Annotated in this window: 27 protein-coding genes, 1 tRNA gene and 1 pseudogene; 25 read left to right on the forward strand and 4 right to left on the reverse strand. The window is 59.2% G+C overall.

Annotated features, from left to right (window positions below):
- Window positions 1-93: 93 nt before the first annotated feature.
- Together lptF and lptG are read left to right on the forward strand one after the other, a co-directional pair.
- Window positions 94-1215, forward strand: coding sequence for an LPS export ABC transporter permease LptF (gene lptF, locus DQ405_RS17515; protein ID WP_168425366.1), 1122 nt, complete (start codon window positions 94-96; stop codon window positions 1213-1215).
- Window positions 1208-2269 (forward strand): LPS export ABC transporter permease LptG, encoded by a 1062-nt coding sequence (gene lptG, locus DQ405_RS17520; RefSeq protein WP_168425367.1) that lies wholly within the window; start codon window positions 1208-1210, stop codon window positions 2267-2269. Before lptF ends, lptG begins: the two co-directional genes overlap by 8 nt.
- 31 nt (window positions 2270-2300) lie before the next feature.
- Here the strand turns inward: lptG and DQ405_RS17525 are convergent, their stop codons facing one another.
- The 3 genes from DQ405_RS17525 to DQ405_RS17535 all read right to left on the reverse strand — a co-directional run bounded on the left by DQ405_RS17525 (window position 2301) and on the right by DQ405_RS17535 (window position 3665).
- Window positions 2301-2798, reverse strand: a complete 498-nt coding sequence (locus DQ405_RS17525) for an RDD family protein (RefSeq protein WP_168425368.1) — start codon at window positions 2796-2798, stop codon at window positions 2301-2303.
- Window positions 2799-2893: 95 nt separating this feature from the next.
- A complete protein-coding gene (locus DQ405_RS17530; protein WP_014853413.1) occupies window positions 2894-3106 on the reverse strand; it encodes a cold-shock protein in 213 nt (70 codons plus the stop codon).
- A 472-nt stretch (window positions 3107-3578) separates the two neighbouring features.
- A tRNA-Leu gene (locus DQ405_RS17535) sits at window positions 3579-3665 on the reverse strand.
- Between the two features lie 115 nt (window positions 3666-3780).
- On the opposite strand from DQ405_RS17535, the gene queA reads away from it, so the two are divergent.
- From queA to DQ405_RS17565, 6 genes are all read left to right on the forward strand, one after another.
- Window positions 3781-4830, forward strand: coding sequence for a tRNA preQ1(34) S-adenosylmethionine ribosyltransferase-isomerase QueA (queA, locus tag DQ405_RS17540; RefSeq protein ID WP_168425369.1), 1050 nt, complete (start codon window positions 3781-3783; stop codon window positions 4828-4830).
- Between the two features lie 14 nt (window positions 4831-4844).
- Window positions 4845-5960 carry a tRNA guanosine(34) transglycosylase Tgt gene (tgt, locus tag DQ405_RS17545; protein ID WP_168425391.1) on the forward strand — a complete coding sequence of 372 codons (1116 nt, stop codon included), beginning with the start codon at window positions 4845-4847 and terminating at the stop codon, window positions 5958-5960.
- Window positions 5961-6001: 41 nt separating this feature from the next.
- Window positions 6002-6331, forward strand: a complete 330-nt coding sequence (yajC, locus tag DQ405_RS17550) for a preprotein translocase subunit YajC (RefSeq protein ID WP_021209500.1) — start codon at window positions 6002-6004, stop codon at window positions 6329-6331.
- A gap of 67 nt (window positions 6332-6398) precedes the next feature.
- Window positions 6399-8267 carry a protein translocase subunit SecD gene (secD, locus tag DQ405_RS17555; RefSeq protein ID WP_168425370.1) on the forward strand — a complete coding sequence of 623 codons (1869 nt, stop codon included), beginning with the start codon at window positions 6399-6401 and terminating at the stop codon, window positions 8265-8267.
- A 12-nt stretch (window positions 8268-8279) separates the two neighbouring features.
- A complete protein-coding gene (secF, locus tag DQ405_RS17560) occupies window positions 8280-9188 on the forward strand; it encodes a protein translocase subunit SecF (RefSeq protein ID WP_168425371.1) in 909 nt (302 codons plus the stop codon).
- 78 nt (window positions 9189-9266) lie between these two features.
- Window positions 9267-9800 (forward strand): glycine zipper 2TM domain-containing protein, encoded by a 534-nt coding sequence (locus tag DQ405_RS17565; RefSeq protein ID WP_168425372.1) that lies wholly within the window; start codon window positions 9267-9269, stop codon window positions 9798-9800.
- A 50-nt stretch (window positions 9801-9850) separates the two neighbouring features.
- On the opposite strand, the gene suhB is transcribed toward DQ405_RS17565, so the two are convergent.
- Entirely contained in the window at window positions 9851-10666 is an 816-nt protein-coding gene (gene suhB, locus DQ405_RS17570; RefSeq protein ID WP_168425373.1) for a type III secretion system regulator SuhB, read from the reverse strand.
- A gap of 91 nt (window positions 10667-10757) precedes the next feature.
- On the opposite strand from suhB, the gene trmJ reads away from it, so the two are divergent.
- From trmJ to DQ405_RS17655, 17 genes and pseudogenes are all read left to right on the forward strand, one after another.
- Window positions 10758-11594 (forward strand): tRNA (cytosine(32)/uridine(32)-2'-O)-methyltransferase TrmJ, encoded by an 837-nt coding sequence (gene trmJ, locus DQ405_RS17575; RefSeq protein ID WP_168425374.1) that lies wholly within the window; start codon window positions 10758-10760, stop codon window positions 11592-11594.
- The gene (gene cysE, locus DQ405_RS17580; protein ID WP_168425375.1) at window positions 11594-12370 is read left to right on the forward strand and encodes a serine O-acetyltransferase; all 777 of its coding nucleotides are present in this window, start codon (window positions 11594-11596) and stop codon (window positions 12368-12370) included. The genes trmJ and cysE overlap by 1 nt, the downstream gene beginning before the upstream one ends.
- Before the next feature lie 176 nt (window positions 12371-12546).
- Window positions 12547-13038 carry a Fe-S cluster assembly transcriptional regulator IscR gene (iscR, locus tag DQ405_RS17585; protein WP_168425376.1) on the forward strand — a complete coding sequence of 164 codons (492 nt, stop codon included), beginning with the start codon at window positions 12547-12549 and terminating at the stop codon, window positions 13036-13038.
- A gap of 30 nt (window positions 13039-13068) precedes the next feature.
- Window positions 13069-14283: an IscS subfamily cysteine desulfurase gene (locus DQ405_RS17590; protein WP_168425377.1), complete on the forward strand. Its 1215-nt coding sequence runs from the start codon at window positions 13069-13071 to the stop codon at window positions 14281-14283.
- Window positions 14284-14333: 50 nt separating this feature from the next.
- Window positions 14334-14725: pseudogene (gene iscU / locus DQ405_RS17595) on the forward strand (Fe-S cluster assembly scaffold IscU).
- Between the two features lie 10 nt (window positions 14726-14735).
- The gene (gene iscA / locus DQ405_RS17600; protein ID WP_168425378.1) at window positions 14736-15059 is read left to right on the forward strand and encodes an iron-sulfur cluster assembly protein IscA; all 324 of its coding nucleotides are present in this window, start codon (window positions 14736-14738) and stop codon (window positions 15057-15059) included.
- Window positions 15060-15066: 7 nt separating this feature from the next.
- Window positions 15067-15588, forward strand: a complete 522-nt coding sequence (hscB, locus tag DQ405_RS17605) for a co-chaperone HscB (RefSeq protein ID WP_168425379.1) — start codon at window positions 15067-15069, stop codon at window positions 15586-15588.
- A 41-nt stretch (window positions 15589-15629) separates the two neighbouring features.
- Window positions 15630-17492 (forward strand): Fe-S protein assembly chaperone HscA, encoded by a 1863-nt coding sequence (gene hscA, locus DQ405_RS17610; protein WP_168425380.1) that lies wholly within the window; start codon window positions 15630-15632, stop codon window positions 17490-17492.
- Window positions 17493-17497: 5 nt separating this feature from the next.
- Window positions 17498-17836 carry an ISC system 2Fe-2S type ferredoxin gene (gene fdx / locus DQ405_RS17615; protein WP_168425381.1) on the forward strand — a complete coding sequence of 113 codons (339 nt, stop codon included), beginning with the start codon at window positions 17498-17500 and terminating at the stop codon, window positions 17834-17836.
- Between the two features lie 14 nt (window positions 17837-17850).
- Window positions 17851-18048: a Fe-S cluster assembly protein IscX gene (gene iscX, locus DQ405_RS17620; protein WP_168425382.1), complete on the forward strand. Its 198-nt coding sequence runs from the start codon at window positions 17851-17853 to the stop codon at window positions 18046-18048.
- A 163-nt stretch (window positions 18049-18211) separates the two neighbouring features.
- On the forward strand, window positions 18212-18643 hold the full coding sequence (ndk, locus tag DQ405_RS17625; protein ID WP_021209485.1) for a nucleoside-diphosphate kinase: 432 nt from the start codon (window positions 18212-18214) through the stop codon (window positions 18641-18643).
- Between the two features lie 20 nt (window positions 18644-18663).
- Window positions 18664-19812, forward strand: coding sequence for a 23S rRNA (adenine(2503)-C(2))-methyltransferase RlmN (gene rlmN, locus DQ405_RS17630; protein WP_168425383.1), 1149 nt, complete (start codon window positions 18664-18666; stop codon window positions 19810-19812).
- Between the two features lie 14 nt (window positions 19813-19826).
- On the forward strand, window positions 19827-20585 hold the full coding sequence (gene pilW / locus DQ405_RS17635; protein WP_168425384.1) for a type IV pilus biogenesis/stability protein PilW: 759 nt from the start codon (window positions 19827-19829) through the stop codon (window positions 20583-20585).
- Complete coding sequence (locus tag DQ405_RS17640; protein WP_168425385.1) at window positions 20582-21562, forward strand: RodZ domain-containing protein; 981 nt, start codon at window positions 20582-20584, stop codon at window positions 21560-21562. Before pilW ends, DQ405_RS17640 begins: the two co-directional genes overlap by 4 nt.
- Window positions 21563-21564: 2 nt before the next feature.
- Window positions 21565-22677: a flavodoxin-dependent (E)-4-hydroxy-3-methylbut-2-enyl-diphosphate synthase gene (gene ispG / locus DQ405_RS17645; protein WP_168425386.1), complete on the forward strand. Its 1113-nt coding sequence runs from the start codon at window positions 21565-21567 to the stop codon at window positions 22675-22677.
- Between the two features lie 14 nt (window positions 22678-22691).
- Window positions 22692-23975 (forward strand): histidine--tRNA ligase, encoded by a 1284-nt coding sequence (gene hisS / locus DQ405_RS17650; protein ID WP_168425387.1) that lies wholly within the window; start codon window positions 22692-22694, stop codon window positions 23973-23975.
- A 40-nt stretch (window positions 23976-24015) separates the two neighbouring features.
- On the forward strand, window positions 24016-24510 hold a 495-nt coding region (locus DQ405_RS17655), incomplete at its 3' end, for a tetratricopeptide repeat protein (protein WP_168425388.1).

Genomic DNA, 24510 nt, shown 5'->3' on the forward strand with positions numbered 1-24510 from the left:
CGTAATGTCCAACGTCCTGTTGCTGGCGGGCCGGCTGCTTGGCGGCTAGTTTGAGCGTAGCCGCCGGAGCCTGACAACCCTGGAGTGTCCGGTTTGATCGTCTTTCGTTACCTGTCCCGTGAGCTTCTGGTCACTCTGAGCGCCGTTAGCGCCGTGCTGCTGGTGATCATCATGAGTGGTCGCTTTATCAAATACCTGGCGCAGGCCGCGCAGGGGCTCCTTGATCCGGGTGTACTGCTCATGATCATGGGCTTCCGTCTGCCGGGGTTCCTTCAGCTGATTCTGCCGCTGGGTTTGTTCCTTGGCATTCTGCTTGCGTACGGGCGGCTCTATCTCGATAGCGAGATGACCGTCCTTTCTGCCACGGGTATGAGCCAGCGCCGTCTGCTGGCCTACAGTTTGGCACCGGCCGCGCTGATCGCGGGGTTGGTTGGCTGGCTCAGCCTCGGATTGGCTCCGCAAGGTGTCGCTGAGGTTGATCGTATTCTCAATGAGCAGGATTCTTTGACAGAGTTCGATACGCTGGTGCCTGGGCGTTTCCAGACCCTGCGCGACGGAACTCGCGTGACCTATACTCGCGAACTGACTGATGATCGCACCGAGCTGGCCGGCGTTTTCATATCCGAGACCAATCTGTCCAGCGCGACCGGCGAAAAACGCGGGCTCTCCGTGCTGGTGGCTGAAAGTGGGCGGCAGGAAATCCAGCCTGATGGAAGTCGCTACCTGATTCTGGAAAATGGCTATCGCTATGATGGCAACCCGGGGCAGGCCAATTATCGGGCGATCCAGTACGACACCTATGGTGTGCTACTGCCCAAACCGGAAGTCAGTGTCGAATTGAGCGACCGCGAGGCGATGCCGACCCGCGATCTCTTCGGCAGCGATAACATCCGGTTGCAGTCCGAGTTGCAATGGCGACTGTCGCTGCCGCTTCTGGTATTCATCGTTACGCTGCTGGCGGTGCCACTGTCAAAGGTGAACCCGCGTCAGGGACGCTTTCTCAAGTTATTGCCCGCCATCCTCTTGTACATGACCTATCTGGCCTTGCTGATCGCGGCTCGTGGTTCGCTGGACAAGGGGCGAATCCCGCCGGCACTGGGGCTCTGGTGGGTGCATGGAATCTTTTTCGCGATAGGGATGCTGATGCTCTACTGGGAACCGCTGCGACTCGCCATCGATAAGCGTCGCGCCGTGTCGAGGGTTGCTCATGCGTAAGCTCGATCGCTATATCGGCAGCCACGTGCTGCTGGCGATTCTAACCGTGCTCGGCATCATAGTCGGCCTGGCGTTGCTGTTCGCCTTCATCGATGAACTGGGTGATGTGAAGGGCAGTTACGGCACGCTGAATGCCGCCGTCTACGTACTGCTCACGACCCCGTCGCGCGTTTACGAGATGCTGCCGATGGCAGCTCTGATCGGCTGCCTCATCGGCCTTGGCACGCTCGCCAGCAGCAGCGAGCTGACCATCATGCGCGCCGCCGGTGTGTCGCTCGGGCGAATCGTACTGGCGGTGATGAAGCCGATGCTGCTGCTGATGCTGGTTGGCGTGCTTATCGGTGAGTACGTGGCGCCTTGGAGCGAAAATATCGCACAGGCCAGCCGCTCCTCGGCACAGGGTGCGGGTGAAGCGCAAAGCAGCAAACGCGGTCTCTGGCATCGCCAGGGTGAGGAGTTCGTGCACATCAATGCGGTGCAACCAAGCGGGGCATTGCTCGGCGTCACCCGTTATCGCTTCGACGAGCAACGGCAGTTGCTCTCGGCAAGCTTTGCCCGCAGGGCACGCTACGACGGCGGCGAGTGGTTGCTCAGCGACGTCGCCACGACGCATTTTCGCGGTGATCATACCGAGGTGATCAAGGCGGCCGAAGAGCGCTGGGACGTGCAACTCACGCCACAGCTGGTCGGTACCGTCGTCATGGAACCCGATGCTTTATCGATAACAGGGCTGTGGCGCTACATTCACTACCTGGGTGACCAGGGGCTGAATAATGGCCGCTACTGGCTAGCCTTCTGGACCAAGGTGTTACAGCCGGCTGTGACGGTGGCATTGGTGTTGCTGGCGATCTCGTTCATTTTCGGGCCGTTGCGCTCGGTGACGCTCGGCCAGCGGATCTTCACCGGTGTAATCGTTGGCTTCGTGTTCCGCATTCTGCAGGATCTGCTGGGGCCGGCGAGTCAGGTGTTCGGATTCTCGCCGTTGTTGGCCGTGGCGGTTCCGGCTGGGATCTGTGCGCTTGCAGGCGTTTTCCTGCTGCGTCGGGCTGGCTAGTGCGGCGGCCCGAAGAGAAGGGCCGCTAGCGTCACTTCTTATGGATGTTTTTCGGCAGCTGAACGACCAGGCTTTCTGAATAGATGTCGTGCCAGGTCCGATGCTGCTTGTCCCAAAGCATCCACCAATAGCCCAGTCCGAGGGCAAGCCAGGAAATGACCGCGATCAGAAAACGCAGCAGCGCCTGCCACAGGTCGATGGCCCTGCCGTCGGCGTTCTGAATGCGCACGCCCCAGACCTGCATGCCGAGCGTCTGGCCGTTATGGGTCCAGAACTTGGCGAAAAAACCAAACAGACTGAATAGCAGTAGAGTGGACAAGATTGGGTCGATATCCAGCCCGCCGGTATCCGCCAGTGCCTTGAGACCTTCGCTGCCATAAACCAGGCGCAGCACGACCTGCTGGTAGAACAGTGTGACCACCATCATCAATGCAATCGAAAGAAAAGCATCGTAGAAGATCGCGGCGAGTCGGCGGGTCAGGCCGGCGGCAGGAAACTGGCCCTGTGGGCTGAGCAAATGGTTGCGCATGGAAGTCTCGCAGAGAATGGCAGCGCGCATTCTACGGAATTGCGCGCATAAAAAAGCCCCTGATGTAGTCATCAGGGGCTTTTGCGGAGCGGGGCTTATTCCTGGATTTGAACCTGGTCAGCCTGCATACCCTTTTGACCTTGCACAGCGATGAAGCTGACTTTCTGGCCTTCTTTCAGGCTCTTGAAGCCGTTGCCTTCGATCGCGCGGAAATGCACGAACAGATCCGGACCGCTCTCGGGAGTGATGAAACCAAAACCTTTCTCGTCGTTAAACCACTTGACGGTACCGTTCTGACGATTCGACATAGCGTTGTATCCTTGAAACTCAATAGTAGAAACGCCTCTGCATAGGGCAGAAGGCGGAGACTGGTTGCAAGGAGTAATAGAGTCGAACGGGATGTAGCGGATCTTGAGATCTACTGCACCAGGTCACGATTCAACGGCGACCCATGCAAACACAGTGGGCACACTCTACGATAACTCGCCGGCCGATGCCAAGCCCTCGGAGTCATAGAGTTTGCCCACAGCAAGCTACGCTTTTTGGCGTGTTTGGGTGGTGCGGATCTGTGTGATGTTGCTGTCGTGCGATGCCTTGGAGTGATTTCAATCAAACCACTCAACGCCAAAAAAAGGGCCGTTCTGCCGCGGGCCGGCTTTGATGACGTCTGTTGCGTTTGCTCGATGCATGGATGCATCGACTGCTGCTTGGGGCGATGCCGCTGTTGCTAAGCGGTTCCCCTGTACCAAAGGCTATCGGCAGCCTCCGGTGCTTGATTCATGGTGCCTCGAGAGAGACTCGAACTCTCACGTTGTTACCAACGGCGGATTTTGAATCCGCTGCGTCTACCGATTCCGCCATCGAGGCACAGTGGCGGCGCAGTATAGGGATGCAATGCGAAGCGGTCAATCGTCTGGCGTGGCCAGATTGAAGTGTTTCCGATAAGCTTTGCGCCCTCCAAAGCCCTGCGCCGATCATTTCAATGCAAGTCTCCGATTTTTCCTTCCAGTTGCCCGATTCGCTGATCGCCCGCCACCCGCTGGCCGAACGTCGCGCCAGCCGGTTGCTGGTGCTCGATGGCCCGACCGGTCGGCTGGAGCATCGTGGGTTCGCCGAGCTGCTCGATTTTCTGCGCCCCGGCGATTTGATGATCTTCAACAACACGCGGGTCATTCCGGCGCGCCTGTTCGGTCAGAAGACCACCGGCGGAAAGGTCGAAGTGCTTGTCGAGCGGCTGCTTGATGATCGCCGCGTTCTGGCGCATATCCGCTCGAGCAAATCGCCGAAGCCTGGGACGAAGATCCATGTCGACGGCGGCGGAGAAGCATTGATGCTGGAGCGCCACGAGGCGCTGTTCGAACTGGAATTCGGCGAGGACGTCTTGTCATTGCTCGACCGCGTCGGGCATATGCCTCTGCCTCCTTATATAGATCGGCCAGACGATACCGCTGATCGCGAACGCTATCAGACCGTCTATGCGCAGAGAGCGGGAGCGGTCGCCGCGCCGACGGCGGGTTTGCATTTCGATGCTGAATTGCTGGCGTCGCTGCAAGAGAAGGGTGTCGAGCGCGCTTTCGTCACGCTGCATGTAGGGGCGGGTACGTTTCAGCCGGTGCGTGTCGATCGCATTGAAGAACATCACATGCACCGTGAGTGGCTGGAAGTCGGTCAGGACGTGGTCGATGCGGTCGCGGCCTGTCGGGCGCGTGGCGGCAGAGTAGTTGCGGTTGGCACCACCAGTGTGCGCTCGCTGGAAAGCGCGGCGCGTGACGGCGTGCTCAAGGCATTCAGCGGCGACACCGATATATTCCTCTACCCAGGCAAGCCATTTCACGTGGTCGATGCGCTGGTGACCAATTTCCACCTGCCCGAATCCACGTTGCTGATGCTGGTCTCCGCATTCGCCGGTTATCCGGAAACCATGGCCGCCTATGCCGAGGCGATCGCCAACAATTATCGTTTTTTCAGTTACGGTGATGCCATGTTCATCACGCGCAACCCGGCCCCGCGCGGCCCTGAGGATTTCCAATGAGTCGTACCTGCCATATGTCGTTCGAGCTGCTCGCCACCGAAGGCAAAGCCCGACGTGGGCGTTTGACCTTTCCACGAGGCACGGTGGAAACGCCGGCGTTCATGCCGGTGGGCACGTATGGCACGGTGAAGGGCATGCTGCCGCGCGATATCGAGGGGATCGGGGCGCAGATCATTCTCGGCAATACATTCCATCTTTGGCTGAGGCCGGGTACTGAAGTGATCAAGGCGCACGGTGACCTTCACGACTTCATGCAGTGGCAGGGGCCGATCCTGACCGACTCTGGCGGTTTTCAGGTATTCAGTCTGGGTGCGATGCGCAAGATCAAGGAGGAGGGCGTCTACTTCGCTTCGCCAGTCGATGGCGCCAAGGTCTTCATGGGGCCCGAAGAGTCCATGCAGGTGCAGCGCGATCTCGGCTCCGACATCGTGATGATCTTTGATGAATGCACGCCCTATCCGGCCGACGAGGACGTCGCGCGGCGCTCGATGGAATTGTCGCTGCGCTGGGCGCGACGCTCCAAGGATGCGCACGGCGATAGTCCTGCGGCGCTATTCGGTATCGTTCAGGGCGGCATGCACGAGTCGCTGCGCATGCGCTCGTTGGAAGGCTTGTGCGAGATCGGTTTCGATGGTCTGGCGATCGGAGGACTTTCGGTCGGCGAGCCCAAGGAAGAAATGATCCGCGTGCTCGACTTTCTGCCGCCGCAGATGCCGACCGATAAGCCGCGCTACCTGATGGGGGTGGGCAAGCCGGAAGATCTGGTCGAAGGCGTGCGTCGTGGTGTGGACATGTTCGATTGCGTAATGCCAACTCGCAATGCACGTAACGGGCACCTGTTTACCGACAGTGGCGTGGTCAAGATTCGCAACGCCATGCACCGGCATGACGATTCTCCGCTGGATGCCGGCTGCGATTGTTACACCTGCAAACACTTCTCCCGCGCCTATCTGCATCATTTGGATAAGTGTGGCGAAATGTTGGGCAGCATGTTGAATACAATCCATAACTTGCGTCATTACCAGCGTCTGATGGCTGGTTTACGCGATGCTATTCAACAGGGTACATTGGCGGCCTTTGTCGACGCCTTCTATGCCAAGCGCGGCCTGCCAACGCCGCCGCTTGCGTGACGAATCCATAACTAAACTGATCTCTGCAACAGGAGTGCTACATGAGCTTTCTGATTCCCGCCGCCTACGCTCAAGAGGCTGCCGCTGGTCCCGCTGGTAGTGGCTTCGAGTGGCTGTTCCTGGTTGGTTTTCTGGTCATCTTCTACCTGATGATCTGGCGCCCGCAGGCCAAGCGCGCCAAGGAGCACAAGAATCTGATCGGCGGCCTGCAAAAGGGCGACGAGGTAGTTACCTCCGGTGGTATCGCGGGCAAGGTGACCAAGGTTTCCGATGATTTCGTCGTGATCGAAGTTTCCGACTCGGTTGAGCTGAAATTCCAGAAGGTGGCTATTGCCGCAACGCTGCCCAAGGGCACGTTGAAAGCCATCTGAGCTGACTACTACTCAACACCAACGACGGGGCGCGCAAGGCGCCCCGCGTCATTAGACGGGCTGCGTCATGCTCAATAGATTCCCTCTCTGGAAATACCTGCTGATACTGGTAGTGCTAGGCATTGCCTTCACTTATTCGGCGCCAAACCTCTACCCCGATGACCCGGCGGTTCAGGTTACTGGCGCGGCGGCTTCGCTCAACGTCACCGAGGCCGATCTCGACCGTGCTAGCAAGGCGCTTGCTGAGGCCGGCATCGAGGTCAAGGCAGCGAGCCTGGACGAGCAGGGCCGTGGCGGTCTGTTGCGGCTGATCAATCAGGACGATCAGCTGCCAGCCAAGGATGTGGTGCGCCGCGCCCTGGGTGATGCCTACGTCGTTGCGCTCAACCTTGCGCCCACTACGCCTGAATGGCTGCGCAATTTGGGTGCGAGCCCGATGAAGCTGGGTTTGGACCTGTCTGGTGGGGTGCACTTCCTGCTCGAAGTCGACATGGACAAGGCGATCGAGACGCGCCTCAACGTCTACGAAGGCGAGATCAAGAGCCTGCTGCGTAAGGAGCGTGTGCGTTATCGCAGCCTCCCGCCGTCCGGAAATGCTGTGCAGCTCGGCTTTGCTGACGACGCCGCGCTGTCGGCTGCCCAGTCGCTGATCCGCAAGAACTTCAACGACTTCGAGCTGACTTCCAGTGAGCGCAATGGTCAGCAGGTTCTGCGCCTAGCGATCACCGAGGCCAAGCTGGCGGAGATCCGTGAATATTCCATCAAGCAGAACCTGACCACGGTCCGTAATCGGGTAAATGAGCTTGGGGTTTCCGAGCCGTTGGTTCAACGCCAAGGCGCGAACCGCATCGTTGTCGAGCTCCCGGGTGTGCAAGACACCGCCGAAGCCAAGCGTATCCTCGGCAAGACCGCTAACCTCGAGTTCCGTCTGGCGGCCGAGGCTGATGCGCCTCGAGCCACAACCGAGACCTTCGAGTTTCGTGAAGAGGGACGTCCGCCTGTACAGCTTGAGCGTAGCCTGATCATCACTGGCGATCAGGTCACCGATGCTCAGGCCAGCTATGACGAAAATGGCCGTCCGCAGGTCAACATTCGTCTGGATGGCCATGGCGGCGACCTGATGAATCGCGCCACTCGTAACAACGTTGGTCGCAGCATGGCGGTGATTTTCATCGAGCAGCGCCCGACCACGCGCTATATCAAGCAAATGGTCGAGGGCGTCGAGCAGGAAGTGCGCGTCGAGACCTTCCAGGAAGAAAAGAAGATCATCAGTCTGGCGACCATTCAGTCGCCCCTGGGTAGTCAGTTCCGTATCACTGGTCTGGATGGTCAGGGTGAGTCGTCCGAGTTGGCTCTCCTGCTTCGTGCTGGCGGGCTTGCAGCGCCGATGTATTTCGCTGAGGAGCGCACCATTGGTCCGAGTCTGGGTGCCGAAAATATCAAGCTAGGCGTTGAGGCGGCGATGTGGGGCTTTCTCTTCGTCGCGGTCTTCATGGTGCTGATCTACAAGTTCTTCGGGGTGCTGGCCACGGTTGCGCTGTTGTTCAACATGGTGGTGCTGACTGCTTTGATGTCGATGCTGGGGGCCACGCTGACGTTGCCAGGCATCGCCGGTATCGTGTTGACGATGGGTATGGCGGTCGATGCCAACGTGCTGATTTTCTCGCGTATCCGCGAGGAAATAGGCAACGGCATGTCGATCCAGCGCGCTATTCACGAAGGCTTTGACCGGGCGTTTTCCGCGATTGTGGACGGAAACCTGACCACGCTGCTGGTCGGCGGCATCCTGTTCGCCATGGGCACCGGTCCGATCAAAGGCTTTGCCGTGACCCTCTCGCTTGGAATTCTGACTTCCATGTTCACTGCAATCATTGTGACCCGAGCCATGGTCAACCTGATCTACGGTGGCCGCGATCTCAAGAAGTTGTGGATTTAAGGGGCTAGCACGATGAAACGCGTAATTAATTTCATGGGCGTGCGTCATGTGGCGTTCGCCCTGACCGTACTGATCACTCTCGCCTCCCTGGCCAGTCTGGCGGTGAAGGGCTTGAATTTCGGCCTGGATTTCACTGGCGGAACCCTGGTCGAGTTGTCCTATGCGCAGCCGGTGAGTCTGGAGCAGGTGCGGACACAGCTTTCCAGCTCTGGCTACGGTGAAGCTGTGGTGCAGAGCTTCGGGGCGACCACTGACGTACTGGTAAGAATGCCCGGAGATGATCCGATGCTGGGCGAGCGTATCGCCGAAGCGCTACGTGGCGATGCCTCCGCGAACGCCATCACGGTCAAGCGAGTCGAGTTCGTCGGGCCGGCCGTGGGAGAGGAGCTTCGCGATCAGGGTGGTTTGGGCATGTTGCTTGCCCTGGGCGGCATTCTCGTCTACGTCGCCTTTCGCTTTCAGTGGAAGTTCGGGCTGGGTGCAGTGCTTTCGCTGTTTCATGACGTGATTCTTGTGCTTGGGGTCTTCTCGTTCTTCCAGATTTCGTTCGACCTTACGGTGCTGGCTGCGGTGCTCGCGGTGATCGGTTACTCGCTCAACGACACCATCGTGATCTTCGATCGGATTCGAGAGAACTTCCGCATGCTGCGCAAGGCGGAGCTGCTGGAGAACATCAATATCTCCACCACGCAGACGTTGCTGCGCACCCTGGCAACCTCCGTATCCACCTTGCTGGCGGTCGGTGCGCTGATGTTCTTTGGTGGCGAGAATCTTTGGGCCTTTTCCTTGGCGCTGCTGATTGGCGTCGGCGCGGGTACCTATTCGTCGGTTTATGTCGCCGGCATGTTGCTGGTTTGGCTGAACCTGACGCGCGATGACCTGATACCACCAGTGGTGGAAGAAGTCGATGAGCGCCCCTGAACGGCTTTTGAACTTCTGACCGGCTGCGCTGCCCAACGCGCCGCCGCGGGCCTGGCCCGTCAGAAGAAGGAAGAGTCAATGAACAAGTCGATGCTGGTGGGTGGTGTTTACGGAGCTGTGGTCGTCACGGCTGGCGGTGCTTTTGCCACCTATACGCTGGTCGATCGCGGGCCGCAGTTTGCCGAGGTGCTGGCTGTTGAGCCGATCAAGGAAACCATTGAGACACCTCGCGAGGTTTGCCGTGATGTGACGGTGACGCGGCAACGGCCAGTGCAGGACGCCAATCGAGTCGCCGGCACGGCTGTGGGAGCGGTTGTCGGAGGCTTGCTGGGAAACCAGGTCGGCGGCGGCAATGGCAAGAAAATTGCGACAGTTGTCGGGGCGGTAGGTGGCGGTTATGCCGGTAATCAGGTGCAGGGTCGTATGCAGGCAAATGATACCTATACGACTACAGAAACCCGCTGCGATACCATAACTGACACCCATGACAAGGTCGTCGGTTACGACGTGAAATATGATCTGGATGGCGAGGTCGGTCAGGTCCGGATGGACCGGGACCCTGGCGGACGGATTCCATATCGCGACGGTCAGCTGGTGCTGACGCAGCGGTGAGCTGACTCGAAGCACAAAAAAACGCCCAATGGGCGTTTTTTTGCCGTTCCTTAGCGCTTCAGGGAGGGCGTCAGGTGTGGCTGGATAGCGGTCAGTACGGCCTTGAAGCACTTGGTGTTGCCGGCGACGATCTGGCCCTTCTCGAGGAAGTCGTGGCTGCCGCTGAAGTCGCTGACTAGGCCTCCTGCTTCCTGAATCAGCAGTGCGCCAGCGGCCATGTCCCATTCAGAGAGGCCGAATTCCCAGAAGGCATCATAGCGGCCAGCCGCTACATAGGCCAAATCCAGACTCGCGGCGCCGGCGCGACGCAGACCTGCAGTCTGACCGACCAGGCTGCGGAACATGTTCAGGTAGCTGTCCATGTTGTCCATCTGCCCATCGCGGAACGGGAAGCCGGTGCCGAGCAGGGCGCCTTCCAGGCTCTTGCGCGCGCTCACGCGTAGGCGGCGTCCATTGAGTGCAGCGCCGCGGCCACGACTCGCCGTGAACTCTTCCTGGCGTACCGGATCGAGGACTACGGCATGCTCAAGGCGGCCGCGGTATTTGCAGGCGATGCTGACCGCATAATGCGGGACGCCACGCAGGAAATTGGTTGTGCCATCTAGCGGATCGATCACCCATAGGTAATCCTTGCCGTCGCCGCTGCCCTCCAGTAGCCCGCCTTCCTCACCCAATATGCCGTGGTTCGGATAAGCTTTGCGCAGCGCTGCTACGATGAGCTGTTCGGCGGTACGGTCGATTTCCGAGACGTAATCGCGCGCGTCCTTTTCGCTAACCGAGATCACGTCCAGGCGCTCGGTGGAACGAACAATCATTTCGCCAGCGCTACGGGCGGCGCGCAGCGCGATATTCAGCATGGGCTGCATCGATTAAATACCTGGTCGTTTAAAGAAAGCCGGCAATTCTATCAGAAAGGTCGTTCGGGATGTTATGTGGTTGGAGGCCGCCGGGGTGGTAATGGCGGAGCCGCGGGGCCTTCCTGTAAGCTTTCGCTTTGCCTTTCGATCGAGAACAACAGTGTCGCTTCAGAACATTCGTGTGGTGCTGGTCAATACCAGTCATGCCGGTAACATCGGCGGCGCAGCCAGGGCCATGAAAAACATGGGGTTGTCCCGCTTGGTACTGGTAGACCCAGAAGATTTTCCCAGTCCGAACGCCATCGCCCGTGCGTCCGGTGCGACGGATATTCTCGATTCGGCGCAGGTCGTTGCAACGCTCGAGGAGGCGCTGGTGGGATGCAGTCTGGTGCTGGGTACCAGTGCGCGGGATCGGCGCATCCCCTGGCCGGTGCTGGACCCGCGCGAAACTGGCGCGGTCTGCCTGGAGCAAGTCGAGCGGGGCGGCGAGGTCGCCTTGGTGTTCGGGCGTGAATATGCCGGACTTACAAATGAAGAGCTTCAGCGCTGCCAGTACCATGTGCACATTCCGTCCGATCCTGACTTCAGTTCGCTGAACCTGGCGGCGGCGGTGCAGGTGCTTGCCTATGAGGTGCGCATAGCCTGGCTCGCAGCAAATAACCAGCCAAGCAAGCCCGAGAAGCTCGAAACCACTTCGATGCTCAATGCGCAGCCGGTTACCGCTGACGAGCTGGAGCATTACTACGGGCATCTCGAGCAAACTCTGGTCGATATCGGCTTTCTTGACCCGCAGAAACCTCGGCACCTTATGCCGCGTCTGCGCAGGCTTTACGGTCGTAGCGGTATAAGCAAGCTGGAAATGAATATCCTGCGCGGAATCCTTACCGAAACCCAAAAAGCCGTCCGCGGCGAACCCCACAAGCGGAGATCTGATTGATGTTCGAGCGCATGCGCGAAGATATCCAGAGTGTTTTTCATCGCGATCCGGCAGCGCGAAACGCATTCGAGGTCATTACCTGCTACCCGGGGCTGCACGCTGTCTGGTTTCATCGGGTTTCCCATTGGCTGTGGCTTAACGATTGCAAGTGGCTGGCGCGGATGAATTCGAACCTGGCGCGCTGGCTGACCGGGATAGAAATACATCCTGGAGCGCAGATCGGTCGGCGTTTCTTCATCGATCATGGGATGGGGATCGTCATTGGTGAGACGGCGCAAATCGGCGACGACGTGACGCTCTACCATGGGGTGACCTTGGGCGGCACCAGTTGGAACAAGGGTAAACGCCACCCCACGCTCGAGGACGGTGTAATCGTCGGCGCCGGAGCGAAGATCCTCGGCCCGTTCACGGTGGGAGCCGGTGCCAAGGTCGGCTCCAATGCGGTCGTTACCCGGGCAGTTCCGACTGGAGCCACCGCGGTGGGCATTCCCGGGCGCGTGATCGTCAAGTCCGATGACGAGCAGGAAGCCAAGCGCAAGGCGATAGCCGAGAAGATCGGCTTCGACGCTTACGGTGTGACTGAAGATATGCCTGATCCGGTGGCGCGCGCTATCGGCCAGCTGCTTGATCACGTTCAGGCGGTCGAGGAGCGTATGGAGGGCATGTGCCAGGCATTGACTGCACTTGGCAGTGATTATTGCGCGAAGCAGATGCCCGAGTTACGCGAAGAGGATTTTGCCGAGGTCAAGGATGCGGGCGACGAGCCGCGTACCTGAAGTGCCATAAGGTAGGCGTCCTGCTATGATGCGCGTGTTTTGAAGCGCGGCGCCTGGCTTCGTTCCGGGGTCCATCTTCGTGCGGCTAAAGTCCTACTAATTTAATCGGACTTATAGTTGATCCAAATAGTCGGGTATTGCATACTTGCCCAAACCATGATGCTTGGTGCAAGCCGATGCGATTGACTACTAAAGGCCGTTACGCCGTCACTGCGATGCTCGATCTCGCGCTGCATGCGCAGCACGGGCCGGTGTCCCTTGCGGATATTTCCGAGCGGCAAGGCATCTCGCTTTCCTATCTCGAACAGTTATTTGCCAAGCTGCGCCGTGGCAGCCTGGTTACAAGCGTACGCGGGCCGGGCGGCGGCTATCAGCTTTCCCGCGAAATGGCGGGTATTCAGGTTGCCCAAGTTATCGATGCGGTCAACGAGTCGGTCGACGCTACCCGCTGCCAAGGGCTGGGCGACTGTCATTCGGGTGATACCTGTCTGACTCACCATTTGTGGTGCGATTTGAGCCAGCAGATCCATGAGTTTCTAAGCGGTATCAGTCTGGCGGATCTGGTGATGCGTCGTGAGGTTCAGGAAGTAGCTTTGCGCCAGGATATGCGCCGCACCAATGGCCAGATTTCGCAGCTGGATAAGATTGAAGCGTCCGCCGTCGAATGAGCAGGACGACAGCCTGATAGGAGATACCTGATGAAGTTGCCGATTTACCTGGATTACTCCGCTACCACACCAGTCGATCCTCGCGTCGCCGAGAAGATGGTCGAGTGCCTGACTGCCGAAGGCAACTTCGGTAATCCTGCGTCGCGCTCCCACGCCTTTGGCTGGAAAGCCGAAGAGGCTGTCGAGAACGCACGCCGCCAAGTTGCAGAACTGGTCAATGCAGATCCTCGCGAAATCGTCTGGACCTCCGGTGCGACCGAGTCGGATAACCTGGCAATCAAGGGTGTTGCGCACTTCTATGCCTCTAAGGGCAAGCACATCGTGACCAGCAAGATCGAGCACAAGGCCGTTCTGGATACGACCCGTCAGCTCGAGCGGGAAGGTTTCGAGGTGACCTATCTCGAGCCTGGCGAAGACGGGGTAATTACCCCTGCCATGGTCGAAGCAGCGCTGCGCGATGACACCGTGCTGGTGTCCATCATGCACGTGAACAATGAGATCGGAACAATCAACGATATTGCCGCCATCGGTGAGCTCACCCGCTCGCGCGGCGTGCTGTTTCATGTCGACGCCGCTCAGTCCACCGGTAAGGTGGAGATTGATCTGGAGCGCATGAAGGTTGATCTGATGTCCTTCTCCGCTCACAAGACCTACGGTCCGAAAGGTGTCGGTGCGCTGTACGTGCGTCGTAAGCCACGCGTTCGTCTTGAGGCGCAGATGCATGGCGGTGGTCATGAGCGCGGCATGCGCTCTGGCACGCTGGCGGCCCACCAGTCGGTCGGCATGGGTGAGGCGTTCCGCATCGCCAAGGAAGAAATGGCTGCTGAGAATGAGCGCATCACCAAGCTGCGCGACCGCTTCTTCAAGCAGGTTGAGCATCTGGAAGAGCTCTATGTGAACGGCAGCATGACTTCGCGTGTGCCGCACAACCTGAACCTGAGCTTCAACTATGTCGAGGGCGAGTCGCTGATCATGGCGCTCAAGGACCTCGCGGTTTCCTCCGGTTCGGCCTGCACTTCTGCTTCGCTGGAGCCGTCCTACGTGCTCCGCGCGCTGGGGCGCAACGACGAACTGGCACACAGCTCGATCCGTTTCACGTTCGGCCGCTTCACTACCGAAGAAGAAGTCGACTACGCCGCGCAGAAGGTCAGCGAGGCGGTAACGAAATTGCGTGAGCTTTCACCCTTGTGGGACATGTTCAAGGATGGCGTCGATATCTCGCAGGTCGAGTGGGCAGCCCACTGATCCGCTGAGTCGTCGAGTTCCGCATAGCCTGATTCAATGAGGATTGCACCATGGCATACAGTGAGAAGGTCATTGACCATTACGAAAATCCCCGCAACGTCGGCAAGTTCGACGCTGAGGATCCTTCCATCGGCACCGGTATGGTCGGCGCGCGGCCTGCGGCGATGTGATGCGTCTGCAGATCAAGGTCAACGAGCAGGGCGTCATCGAAGACGCCAAGTTCAAGACCTATGGTTGCGGTTCGGCCATCGCCTCCAGCTCCCTCGCCACCGAGTGGATGAAGGGTAAGACGCTGGAAGAGGCCGAAACCATCAAGAACACTCAGCTGGCTGAAGAGCTGGCGCTGCCGCCGGTGAAGATCCATTGCTCGGTACTGGCAGAGGATGCCATCAAGGCGGCCGTTCGCGATTACCGTGAAAAGAAAGGGTTGCCGCAAGCCTAAGGAGGTATCGATGGCTATCAGCATGACAACCGCCGCCGCTGATCACGTGCGCCGTTCCCTGGAAGGGCGCGGCAAAGGGCTGGGGGTCCGGTTGGGCGTACGCACCACCGGCTGCTCCGGCCTGGCCTACGTGCTCGAGTTCGTTGACGAGGCGGCAGCAGAGGATTCGGTTTTCGATAATCACGGTGTGAAGATCATCATCGATCCCAAAAGCCTGGCGTACCTCGATGGTACGGAGCTTGATTTCGTCCGCGAAGGACTGAACGAAGGCTTCAAGTTCAACAATCCCAACGTGCGTGGCGAATGCGGCTGCGGCGAAAGCTTCAATATCTGAGGACGCTGTGGGAACTCCCTGTCACTACGCGCTGTTCGAATTGCAGCCCGCCTTCGATATCGATCCGGAAACGCTTTCGTCTCGTTATCGCGAGCTTGCCCGCAAGGTCCATCCCGATCGGTTTGCTGACGCCGGGGAAGCGGAGCAGCGCCATGCCATCGAGTGCTCGGCGAACTTGAACGAGGCCTATCAGACCCTTAAAAGCCCGTCGCGTCGGGCTCGCTATCTGCTGACTCTGCAGGGGCGCGAAATGCCGCTTGAGGCAACCGTCCAGGATCCTGCTTTCCTCATGCAGCAGATGCAGTGGCGAGAAGAGCTCGAAGAGCTGCAGGGCGACGCGGATATTGCCGGCATCGCTTCCTTCAAGACTCGGCTCAAAGCTGCTCAGCAGGATCTCAATGACTCCTTCGCGCAGGTATGGCGGCAGGAATCGCAGCGCGAGCAGGCGGAGCGGCTGGTGCGTCGAATGCAGTTTCTCGACAAGCTGTCTCAGGAAGTGCGCCAGTTGGAAGAGCGCCTCGACGATTAACCCCGCGTAGCGCCAGACGCTGCGCCAGATATCAGACAGACATGGCCTTACTTCAGATAGCTGAACCCGGACAAAGCCCACAACCCCACCAGCGCCGCCTGGCGGTTGGCATCGATCTGGGCACCACCAATTCACTTGTGGCCGCATTGCGCAGTGGTGTTACGGCGCCACTGGCTGACATTGATGGCGAGGTGATTCTGCCTTCGGCGGTGCGTTATCACAGCGATCGCGTCGAGGTAGGACATGCTGCAAAGCGCGCGGCATCCAGCGATCCGTTGAACACAATCCTGTCAGTCAAGCGTCTGATGGGTCGCGGCATCGGAGATGTTAAGCAGCTGGGTGGACAACTGCCGTATCGATTCACTGAAGGGCAATCGCAGATGCCCTTCATCGAGACGGTGCTAGGTGCCAAGAGTCCGGTGGAAGTCTCTGCCGAAATCCTTCGTGCATTGCGTGAGCGCGCGGAAGCCGCGCTGGGCGGCGAGCTTGTCGGTGCGGTAATCACGGTGCCGGCGTATTTCGATGAGGCGCAACGGCAAGCGACCAAGGACGCTGCCCGACTAGCCAATCTGAATGTGCTGCGTCTGCTCAATGAGCCTACGGCTGCCGCTGTCGCTTATGGTCTGGACCGCGAGGCTGAAGGCGTCGTGGCGATCTATGATCTGGGTGGTGGAACCTTCGATATTTCCATTTTGCGTCTGACCAAGGGCGTATTCGAGGTCTTGGCCACCGGTGGAGATACGGCGCTCGGGGGCGACGACTTCGATCATGCCGTCGCCGGCTGGATTCTGGCGCAGGCTGGTGCCTCCGAAGACCTCGATCCAGGTGCCCAGCGAGAGGTGCTGAAGATAGCTTGTGATGCCAAGGAGCAGCTCAGCAACGCCGAGTCCGTCGAGTTGCGCTACGACGGTTGGCAGGGTGCTCTGACGCGTGCAACCTTTAATGAGCTCATTGACCCGCTGATCGCGCTCAGTCTCAAATCCTGTCGGCGTGCGTTGCGTGATTCGTCGGTCGAAATGGAAGAGGTCCAGGCGGTGGTGATGGTCGGCGGCTCCACCCGGGTGCCACGGGTGCGCGAGCGGGTTGGTGAGATGTTCGGTCGGGAGCCGCTGACCGACATCGATCCCGACCAGGTCGTCGCCATCGGTGCAGCGATCCAGGCCGAGACATTGGCCGGCAACAATCGCGATGGCGAGGAGCTGCTCCTGCTCGACGTCATCCCGCTGTCGTTGGGCTTGGAGACTATGGGCGGTTTGATGGAAAAGATCATTCCGCGCAACACCACTATTCCAGTTGCACGTGCGCAGGATTTCACGACCTATAAGGATGGCCAGTCGGCCATGATGATCCACGTGCTGCAAGGAGAGCGCGAGCTCATCGCTGATTGTCGCTCGCTGGCTCGCTTCGAGCTGCGGGGGATCCCGCCGATGGTGGCCGGTGCCGCGAAGATCCGTGTGACCTTTCAGGTCGACGCCGACGGGCTGCTCAGCGTATCGGCCCGTGAACTGGCGTCCGGCGTCGAGTCGAGCATTCAGGTGAAGCCTTCTTACGGGCTGACCGACGGCGAGATCACTCGCATGCTTGAAGATTCTTTCCATAAAGCCAACGAAGACAAGGCGGCTCGTGCGCTACGTGAGCAACTGGTCGATGCGCAACGGCTGCTCGAAGCGGTCGAGGGCGCCCTGGTCGTAGACGGTGAGCGTCTGCTCAGTGAAGAGGAGCGCGCGGCGATCGATTCCCAGATGCAGAGTCTTCGCGAGCTTCTCGATAGTCAGGATGGAGTTGCCATCGAGCGCCAGATCAAGCGCTTGAGCCAGATTACCGATGCCTTTGCCGCGCGCAGGCTAGATTCAACCGTCAAGGCCGCGTTGGCTGGGCGACGGCTTAACGATATCGAGGAATGACCCAGATGCCGCAGATTGTTTTCCTGCCCCATGTCGACCATTGCCCCGAAGGGGCGGTGGTGGAAGCGCAGCCCGGTGAGACGGTGCTTGACGCCGCGCTGCGAAATGGCATCGACATCGAGCATGCCTGTGAAAAATCCTGCGCCTGCACAACCTGCCACGTGGTGATCCGTGAGGGCTTTGCCTCGCTGGAAGCATCTGATGAGCTTGAGGATGACATGCTGGACAAGGCATGGGGGCTTGAACCCAATTCTCGGTTGTCCTGTCAGGCGGCGGTTGCGGATGTCGATCTGGTGGTCGAGATTCCGAAGTACACCATCAATCAAGTCTCCGAAGGCCATTGAGGACGGGGTGAAGCATGGCGCTAAAGTGGTCCGATGTGCTGGATATTGCGATTGAGCTGGCCGAAAGCAAGCCGGATGTGGATCCGCGTTACGTGAACTTTGTCGAGCTGCATCGTTGGGTCGTCGAGCTGCCGGATTTTTCGGACGATCCGAAGCGCGGTGGCGAAAAGGTGCTCGAAGCCATACAGGCCGCCTGGATAGAAGAAGCCTAGATCCGGTAGGCAGCCTGGCGCCGCGCTCTTCAAGGCAGAAGCGAGCGCACGGCCTTCGCTGCCAATCAGCAGGTCACAGCTACTCTTATATTTTCATTCGTGACCCGCGTATAATTCGCGGGTTTACTCGTTTGTTTTAACCTATCGATTTCTGGAGTTTCAAATGGCCCTGCAACGCACTTTCTCCATCATCAAGCCTGACGCCGTCGCCAAGAATGTGATCGGCGAGATCACCTCCCGTTTCGAGAAGGCCGGGTTGCGCGTCGTTGCGTCGAAGATGGTCCAGCTGTCCGAGCGCGAAGCTGGCGGTTTCTATGCCGAGCACAGTGAGCGCGGCTTCTTCAAAGACCTGGTTGCTTTCATGGTCTCCGGTCCGGTCATCGTTCAGGTTCTGGAAGGCGAAGACGCCATCGCCAAGAACCGTGAGCTGATGGGCGCTACCAATCCGAAGGAAGCTGCTCCGGGTACCATCCGCGCCGATTTCGCCGTGTCCATCGATGAGAACGCCGTTCACGGTTCCGATTCCGAAGCGTCCGCTGCTCGCGAGATCGCCTACTTCTTCTCCGCCACCGAAGTGTGTGCCCGCATTCGCTGATCAGGCGAAGGTGAATTCAAATGACTGTTACGACCGGTAAAGTGAATCTGCTGGGGCTGACCCAGCCCCAGCTGGAAAGCTTCTTCGATTCAATAGGGGAGAAGCGCTTTCGTGCCGGTCAGGTCATGAAATGGATTCACCATTTTGGCGTCGATGACTTCGATGCCATGAGCAACATCGGCAAGGCCCTGCGCGAAAAGCTCAAGGCCTCTGCCGAGATCCGCGGCCCCGAAATTGTCAGCGAAGACATCTCCACCGACGGCACCCGTAAGTGGGTCGTGCGTGTGGCTTCGGGTAGCTGTGTGGAAACCGTCTACATTCCTCAAGGCGGACGCGGCACGCTCTGTGTCTCCTCTCAGGCCGGCTGCGCACTGGATTGCAGTTTCTGCTCGACCGGCAAACAAGGTTTCAACAGCAATCTCACCGCCGCCGAAGTGATCGGGCAGGTGTGGATTGCCAATAAATCGTTCGGCACCATCCCGGCCAAGGTCGATCGCGCCATTACCAACGTGGTGATGATGGGCATGGGCGAACCCTTGCTCAATTTCGACAACGTAGTTGCCGCCATGCAGATCATGATGGACGATTTGGGCTACGGTATTTCCAAGCGCAAGGTAACGCTGTCGACATCCGGCGTGGTGCCCATGATCGATGAGCTTTCCAAGGTCATCGACGTATCCCTGGCGCTGTCATTGCATGCGCCGAACGATGCGCTGCGTGATCAGTTGGTGCCGATCAACAAGAAGTATCCGTTGGATATGCTACTGGCCGCCTGCCAGCGCTATATCTCCAATTTGGGCGAGAAGCGCGTTCTCACGATTGAATACACGCTTCTACAGGGCATTAATGACCAGCCCGAACACGCCGAGCAGATGATCGCGCTCTTAGCGAAGATTCCCTGCAAGATAAATCTGATTCCCTTCAATCCCTTCCCTCATTCCGGATATGAGCGGCCGAGCAACAATGCGATCCGTCGTTTTCAGGACATCCTGCATAAAGCCGGGCACAATGTAACGGTACGTACCACCCGTGGTGAGGATATCGATGCAGCCTGCGGCCAACTGGTCGGACAGGTAATGGATCGCACACGCCGAAGCGAGCGTTATATCGCAGTGCGTGAGCTGCAGTCCGAGCCAGGTACGGCGTCCATTGCTACGAACCGTTCCTGAGGGGGATGCTGTTGATGATATTGCGCGTTGCGCTGCTGTTTCTGCTCGCCGGCCTTATGGCTGGTTGCGTGTCCTCCGGATCGGGTAATCCGATGCGCACCTCGGAAGGTCGCGACGAAGCGCGAGACGCCTATATCCAGCTTGGCATCGGCTATCTGCAACAGGGCGAGGCCTCCCGCGCTAAAACGCCGCTTCGCAAAGCGCTCGAACTAGACCCGAATAGCGCGGACGCCCATGCGGCACTGGCTCTGGTGTTCCAGAATGAAATGGAAAACCAGTTGGCCGACGAGCATTATCGCAAGGCCTTATCCAATCGCAATGACGCGCGCATCCTGAACAACTACGGCAGTTTTCTCTTCGAGCAGAAACGCTATCAGGAGGCGATGGAGCGCTTCACGCAGGCATCGGAAGATAATCTTTACTCGGGACGCTCGCATGTCTTCCAGAACATGGGCATGACCGCGTTGAAACTCGGTCAGCACGAGCAGGCCGAGACCTACTTCACCCGTGCCTTGCGCCTCGATAGCCGCCAGCCGCGTGCGCTGCTCGAGCTGGCATTGCTGGCCTACGAAGCCAAACAGTACGTCCCGGCAAAGCGTTATTACGATGGATTCAGCAGCCTTTCCGAGCAGAATGCCCGAAGTCTGCTCTTGGGTATCCGTCTGGCGCAGATCCATCAGGACCGGGATCAGGCGGCGAGTCTTGGTTTGCAGCTCAAACGTCTTTATCCCGGAACGCCTGAATATCAACAGTTTCTTTCGGAGCAACGATGATAGCGCCACATTCTGAAGCCGCTGCCCCGACAACGCTGACCAACCCAGGCGATACGCTCCGCGCTGCGCGCGAGAGCAAGAACTGGTCGCTTTCTTCGGTAGCCAAGCAGCTCAATCTGTCGGAGCGTTCACTCATGCAGATCGAGGCCGGTGACTTCAGTCAGTTGCCCGGTCATACATTTGCCCGTGGCTACGTTCGTGCTTACGCCAAGCTGCTGGGATTGGACCAGAATCGTCTCGTGCAGCAGTTCGACCAGCATACCGGCACGGATGCAACCGGTAGCAGCGTCAACAGTCTCGGCCATATCGATCAACCTGTGCGTCTGTCGCGCAGCATGGTGCGTTTCTTCACCTTTATCCTGACGCTGGTTATTGGAGCCGGTGCTTTCTTCTGGTGGCAGGATCGTATGGCCCGCACCGAAGCCGGCCCGTCTGTCACGGCGCTGGAGCGGATTGAAGTCGAGGCGGCAGACGGAACCACGGAGATTCATCTGCTGGATCGACCCGAGGAGCCTGTTGACCTCGCTCCGAGCGAGGAGGTTGGCTCGGCGCCCTTATCAGTAGGCGAGGAAGCGCAGGATCCGGTAACCGAAAGTTTGTCGCTTGACGAGCAGCCGGCAATCGAAACACCCGCGGAGCAGAGCGAGACGGTACCTGCCGGCGAAGCACCGGCGACGGCCCCGGAAGCGGGTGCTAGCGTGGCTCCGGTGGCTGAAACGGAGGCCGTTGCGCCGGGCGAAGGGCGGTTGACGCTGGATTACACCGCGGACTGCTGGACACGCGTTACCGATGCAAATGGCAAGGTGCTTTACAGCGGATTGGCGAAAGCCGGCAGCAGTCGGACTCTGGTCGGGCAAACCCCGCTGGATCTGCATCTCGGCTTCGCTTCTGGTGTGCAAGTCAGCTTCAACGGCGAAGCCGTCAGTCTTTCTGGCAAAACGCGTGGCGAGACCGCGCGTCTCAAGCTCGGACAGTAATCATGCATAGTGAATCTCCCATCAAGCGGCGTCACACCCGAAAGATCTGGGTCGGCAACGTACCGGTCGGTGGCGATGCGCCTATCGCCGTACAGAGCATGACCAATACCGAAACCTGCGACGTCGAAGCGACTGTCGCGCAGATCGAAAGGCTGCAGAATGCCGGCGCCGACATCGTCCGCGTGTCAGTGCCGTCAATGGACGCCGCCGAGGCATTCGGCAAGATCAAGCAGCGCGTTGGCTTGCCGCTGGTCGCCGACATTCATTTCGATTATCAGATTGCCCTGCGCGTCGCCGAGCTCGGCGTCGATTGCCTGCGCATCAACCCGGGCAACATAGGCCGCGAGGATCGTGTTCGGGCTGTGGTGGAAGCAGCTCGTGACCGGGGCATTCCGATTCGTATCGGGGTCAACGCCGGCTCGTTGGAGAAAGATCTACAGAAGAAGTATGGCGAGCCGACACCTGAGGCGTTGGTCGAATCCGCGTTACGCCATGTCGAGCACCTTGATCGGCTTAATTTCCCGGACTTTAAAGTCAGCGTAAAGGCATCCGACGTCTTCATGGCGGTCGCTGCGTATCGGCTCCTGGCGGATAAGATCGAGCAGCCGTTGCACCTGGGTATCACCGAAGCCGGCGGGCTACGTTCGGGTACGGTGAAATCAGCGGTCGGGCTGGGCATGCTGCTAGCCGAAGGTATCGGCGATACCATCCGCATCTCGCTGGCCGCCGATCCGGTGGAAGAAATCAAGGTTGGTTTCGATATCCTCAAATCGCTGCGTCTACGTTCGCGAGGGATCAACTTTATCGCCTGCCCGAGTTGCTCGCGGCAGAACTTCGACGTGGTCAAAACCATGAACGAGCTCGAAGGGCGGCTCGACGATCTGCTGGTGCCGCTGGACGTAGCGGTGATTGGCTGCATCGTCAACGGCCCGGGAGAGGCCAAGGAAGCACACATCGGCCTCACAGGCGGCACGCCGAACAACCTCATCTACATCGACGGCAAGCCGGCGCAGAAGCTGAACAATGAGAATCTGGTCGACGAACTGGAGCAGCTGATTCGCCGCAAAGCCGCGGAGAAGGCCGAGACCGATGCCGCGCTGATCGTGCGCAGCTGATTTAAGGAACCGAATTGAGCAAGTCCCTGCAAGCCATTCGTGGCATGAACGATATCCTGCCGGCCCAGACGCCGGTCTGGCGCTATCTGGAAACGACCTTCGCGCAGCTGCTCGATAGCTATGGCTACAGCGAGATCCGTCTGCCAATCCTCGAATTTACCGATCTGTTCGCCCGCGGCATCGGCGAGGGGACCGACGTGGTCGACAAGGAGATGTACACCTTCTTCGACCGTAACGAGGAATCCCTGACGTTGCGCCCCGAGGGTACTGCCGGTTGCGTCAGAGCCGTGCTCGAACATGGCATGACCGGCGGCGGCCAGGTGCAGAAGCTCTGGTATGCCGGTCCCATGTTTCGTTACGAGAAGCCGCAGAAGGGCCGCTATCGCCAGTTTCATCAGATTGGGGTGGAGGTTTTCAATCAGCCGGGGCCGGATGTCGATGCCGAGCTGATCGTGCTTACGGCCCGGCTGTGGAAGCAGCTCGGCATGTCCGATGCGGTCACCCTGCAGCTGAACAGCCTGGGCTCCAGCGAAGCGCGCGCGACCTATCGGGACGCCCTAGTAGCCTATCTGCAGCAGCATTTCGATCAGCTCGACGAAGACAGTCAGCGCCGTCTGACCAGTAATCCGCTGCGTATCCTGGACAGCAAGAATGCCCAGACCCAGGCGCTGCTGGCCGACGCACCGACCCTGCACGACTATCTGGACGACGAATCGCGGGCCCATTTTGACGGCCTCAAGGCTCGGCTCGACGCGGCCGGAATCGTCTATCAGATCAATCCCAAACTGGTTCGTGGCCTCGATTACTACGGTCGCACCGTGTTCGAGTGGGTGACCGATAAACTTGGCTCGCAGGGTACCGTCTGCGCAGGCGGCCGTTATGACGGTCTGGTCAGCCAGTTCGGCGGCAAACCGACGCCGGGGGTAGGCTTCGCCATGGGTATCGAGCGTCTGGTGCTGCTGCTGGAGACTCTCGAGTTGATTCCCGAAGAACTCAACCAACCGGCACACGCATTCATCTGTGCCTTCGGCGAGGCCGCCGAACTGGCGGCACTGGCGCTGGCGGAACGGCTCCGTGACGCCCTGCCGGGTCTTCGTCTGTTGGTCAACGCCGGTGGCGGTAGCTTCAAGAGCCAGTTCAAGAAGGCCGACAAGAGCGGGGCGCGGTTTGCGCTGATTCTGGGTGACGACGAACTGGCCGAGCGCGTGGTAGGTTGCAAGCCGCTGCGCGACGACAGCGAACAGCAAAGCATTGCCTGGGATGCTCTACCCGAGCGTCTGGCTGCCTGTCTGGCTTGATCGGACGGGTCTGAATTCAGCGAATGTAAGGAGTGACAGTGTGACCTCGGGTACCGATGAAGAACAGCTGGCGCAGATCAAGGAGTGGTGGCAGCGTAACGGCATGCCGTTGCTGTTGGGGGGCGCACTCGCTCTGGTGTTGGTGTTTGGCTGGCAGTTCTGGCAGAAGCATCAGCTTAATCAGGCACAGAACGCCTCGACCGTCTATCAGCAGTTGCTGAATGCTGCGCTGGAGGAGGGTGGGGTGGATGCCGCCGAGGTTTCGCGCCTGGGCAATTTGCTGAAGAAGGAGTTCGCCGGCTCGCATTACGCTCAATACGGCAGCCTTTTCGTGGCTAAGGTAGCGGTGGAGTCTGATCGTCTCGATGAGGCCGCGACAGAGTTGCAAAGCGTGCTGGACAAACCGGCCGACAAAACCCTCGAGGAGCTGGCTCGCCAGCGCCTGGCCCGAGTTCTGGCAGCACAGGGCAAGGCCGAGGAGGGGCTTGCATTGCTCGAAGGTGATGTTAATGAGGCTTTCGCCGCCAGTCGTGAA

This window comes from Pseudomonas sp. SST3 (assembly GCF_003325755.1).

What these genes read in the sequence shown, in the direction of transcription:
- suhB (WP_168425373.1), bottom strand. Translation starts at nt 10,666, where the DNA reads ATGCAGCCCATGCTGAATATCGCGCTGCGCGCCGCCCGTAGCGCTGGC.
- secD (WP_168425370.1), top strand. Translation starts at nt 6,399, where the DNA reads ATGCTCAATAGATTCCCTCTCTGGAAATACCTGCTGATACTGGTAGTG.
- DQ405_RS17565 (WP_168425372.1), top strand. Translation starts at nt 9,267, where the DNA reads ATGAACAAGTCGATGCTGGTGGGTGGTGTTTACGGAGCTGTGGTCGTC.
- queA (WP_168425369.1), top strand. Translation starts at nt 3,781, where the DNA reads ATGCAAGTCTCCGATTTTTCCTTCCAGTTGCCCGATTCGCTGATCGCC.
- iscX (WP_168425382.1), top strand. Translation starts at nt 17,851, where the DNA reads ATGGCGCTAAAGTGGTCCGATGTGCTGGATATTGCGATTGAGCTGGCC.
- cysE (WP_168425375.1), top strand. Translation starts at nt 11,594, where the DNA reads ATGTTCGAGCGCATGCGCGAAGATATCCAGAGTGTTTTTCATCGCGAT.
- rlmN (WP_168425383.1), top strand. Translation starts at nt 18,664, where the DNA reads ATGACTGTTACGACCGGTAAAGTGAATCTGCTGGGGCTGACCCAGCCC.
- DQ405_RS17530 (WP_014853413.1), bottom strand. Translation starts at nt 3,106, where the DNA reads ATGTCGAATCGTCAGAACGGTACCGTCAAGTGGTTTAACGACGAGAAA.
- fdx (WP_168425381.1), top strand. Translation starts at nt 17,498, where the DNA reads ATGCCGCAGATTGTTTTCCTGCCCCATGTCGACCATTGCCCCGAAGGG.
- secF (WP_168425371.1), top strand. Translation starts at nt 8,280, where the DNA reads ATGAAACGCGTAATTAATTTCATGGGCGTGCGTCATGTGGCGTTCGCC.
- hscA (WP_168425380.1), top strand. Translation starts at nt 15,630, where the DNA reads ATGGCCTTACTTCAGATAGCTGAACCCGGACAAAGCCCACAACCCCAC.
- trmJ (WP_168425374.1), top strand. Translation starts at nt 10,758, where the DNA reads ATGGCGGAGCCGCGGGGCCTTCCTGTAAGCTTTCGCTTTGCCTTTCGA.
- pilW (WP_168425384.1), top strand. Translation starts at nt 19,827, where the DNA reads ATGATATTGCGCGTTGCGCTGCTGTTTCTGCTCGCCGGCCTTATGGCT.
- ispG (WP_168425386.1), top strand. Translation starts at nt 21,565, where the DNA reads ATGCATAGTGAATCTCCCATCAAGCGGCGTCACACCCGAAAGATCTGG.
- yajC (WP_021209500.1), top strand. Translation starts at nt 6,002, where the DNA reads ATGAGCTTTCTGATTCCCGCCGCCTACGCTCAAGAGGCTGCCGCTGGT.
- DQ405_RS17590 (WP_168425377.1), top strand. Translation starts at nt 13,069, where the DNA reads ATGAAGTTGCCGATTTACCTGGATTACTCCGCTACCACACCAGTCGAT.
- iscR (WP_168425376.1), top strand. Translation starts at nt 12,547, where the DNA reads ATGCGATTGACTACTAAAGGCCGTTACGCCGTCACTGCGATGCTCGAT.
- lptG (WP_168425367.1), top strand. Translation starts at nt 1,208, where the DNA reads ATGCGTAAGCTCGATCGCTATATCGGCAGCCACGTGCTGCTGGCGATT.
- DQ405_RS17640 (WP_168425385.1), top strand. Translation starts at nt 20,582, where the DNA reads ATGATAGCGCCACATTCTGAAGCCGCTGCCCCGACAACGCTGACCAAC.
- DQ405_RS17525 (WP_168425368.1), bottom strand. Translation starts at nt 2,798, where the DNA reads ATGCGCAACCATTTGCTCAGCCCACAGGGCCAGTTTCCTGCCGCCGGC.
- iscA (WP_168425378.1), top strand. Translation starts at nt 14,736, where the DNA reads ATGGCTATCAGCATGACAACCGCCGCCGCTGATCACGTGCGCCGTTCC.
- tgt (WP_168425391.1), top strand. Translation starts at nt 4,845, where the DNA reads ATGTCGTTCGAGCTGCTCGCCACCGAAGGCAAAGCCCGACGTGGGCGT.
- ndk (WP_021209485.1), top strand. Translation starts at nt 18,212, where the DNA reads ATGGCCCTGCAACGCACTTTCTCCATCATCAAGCCTGACGCCGTCGCC.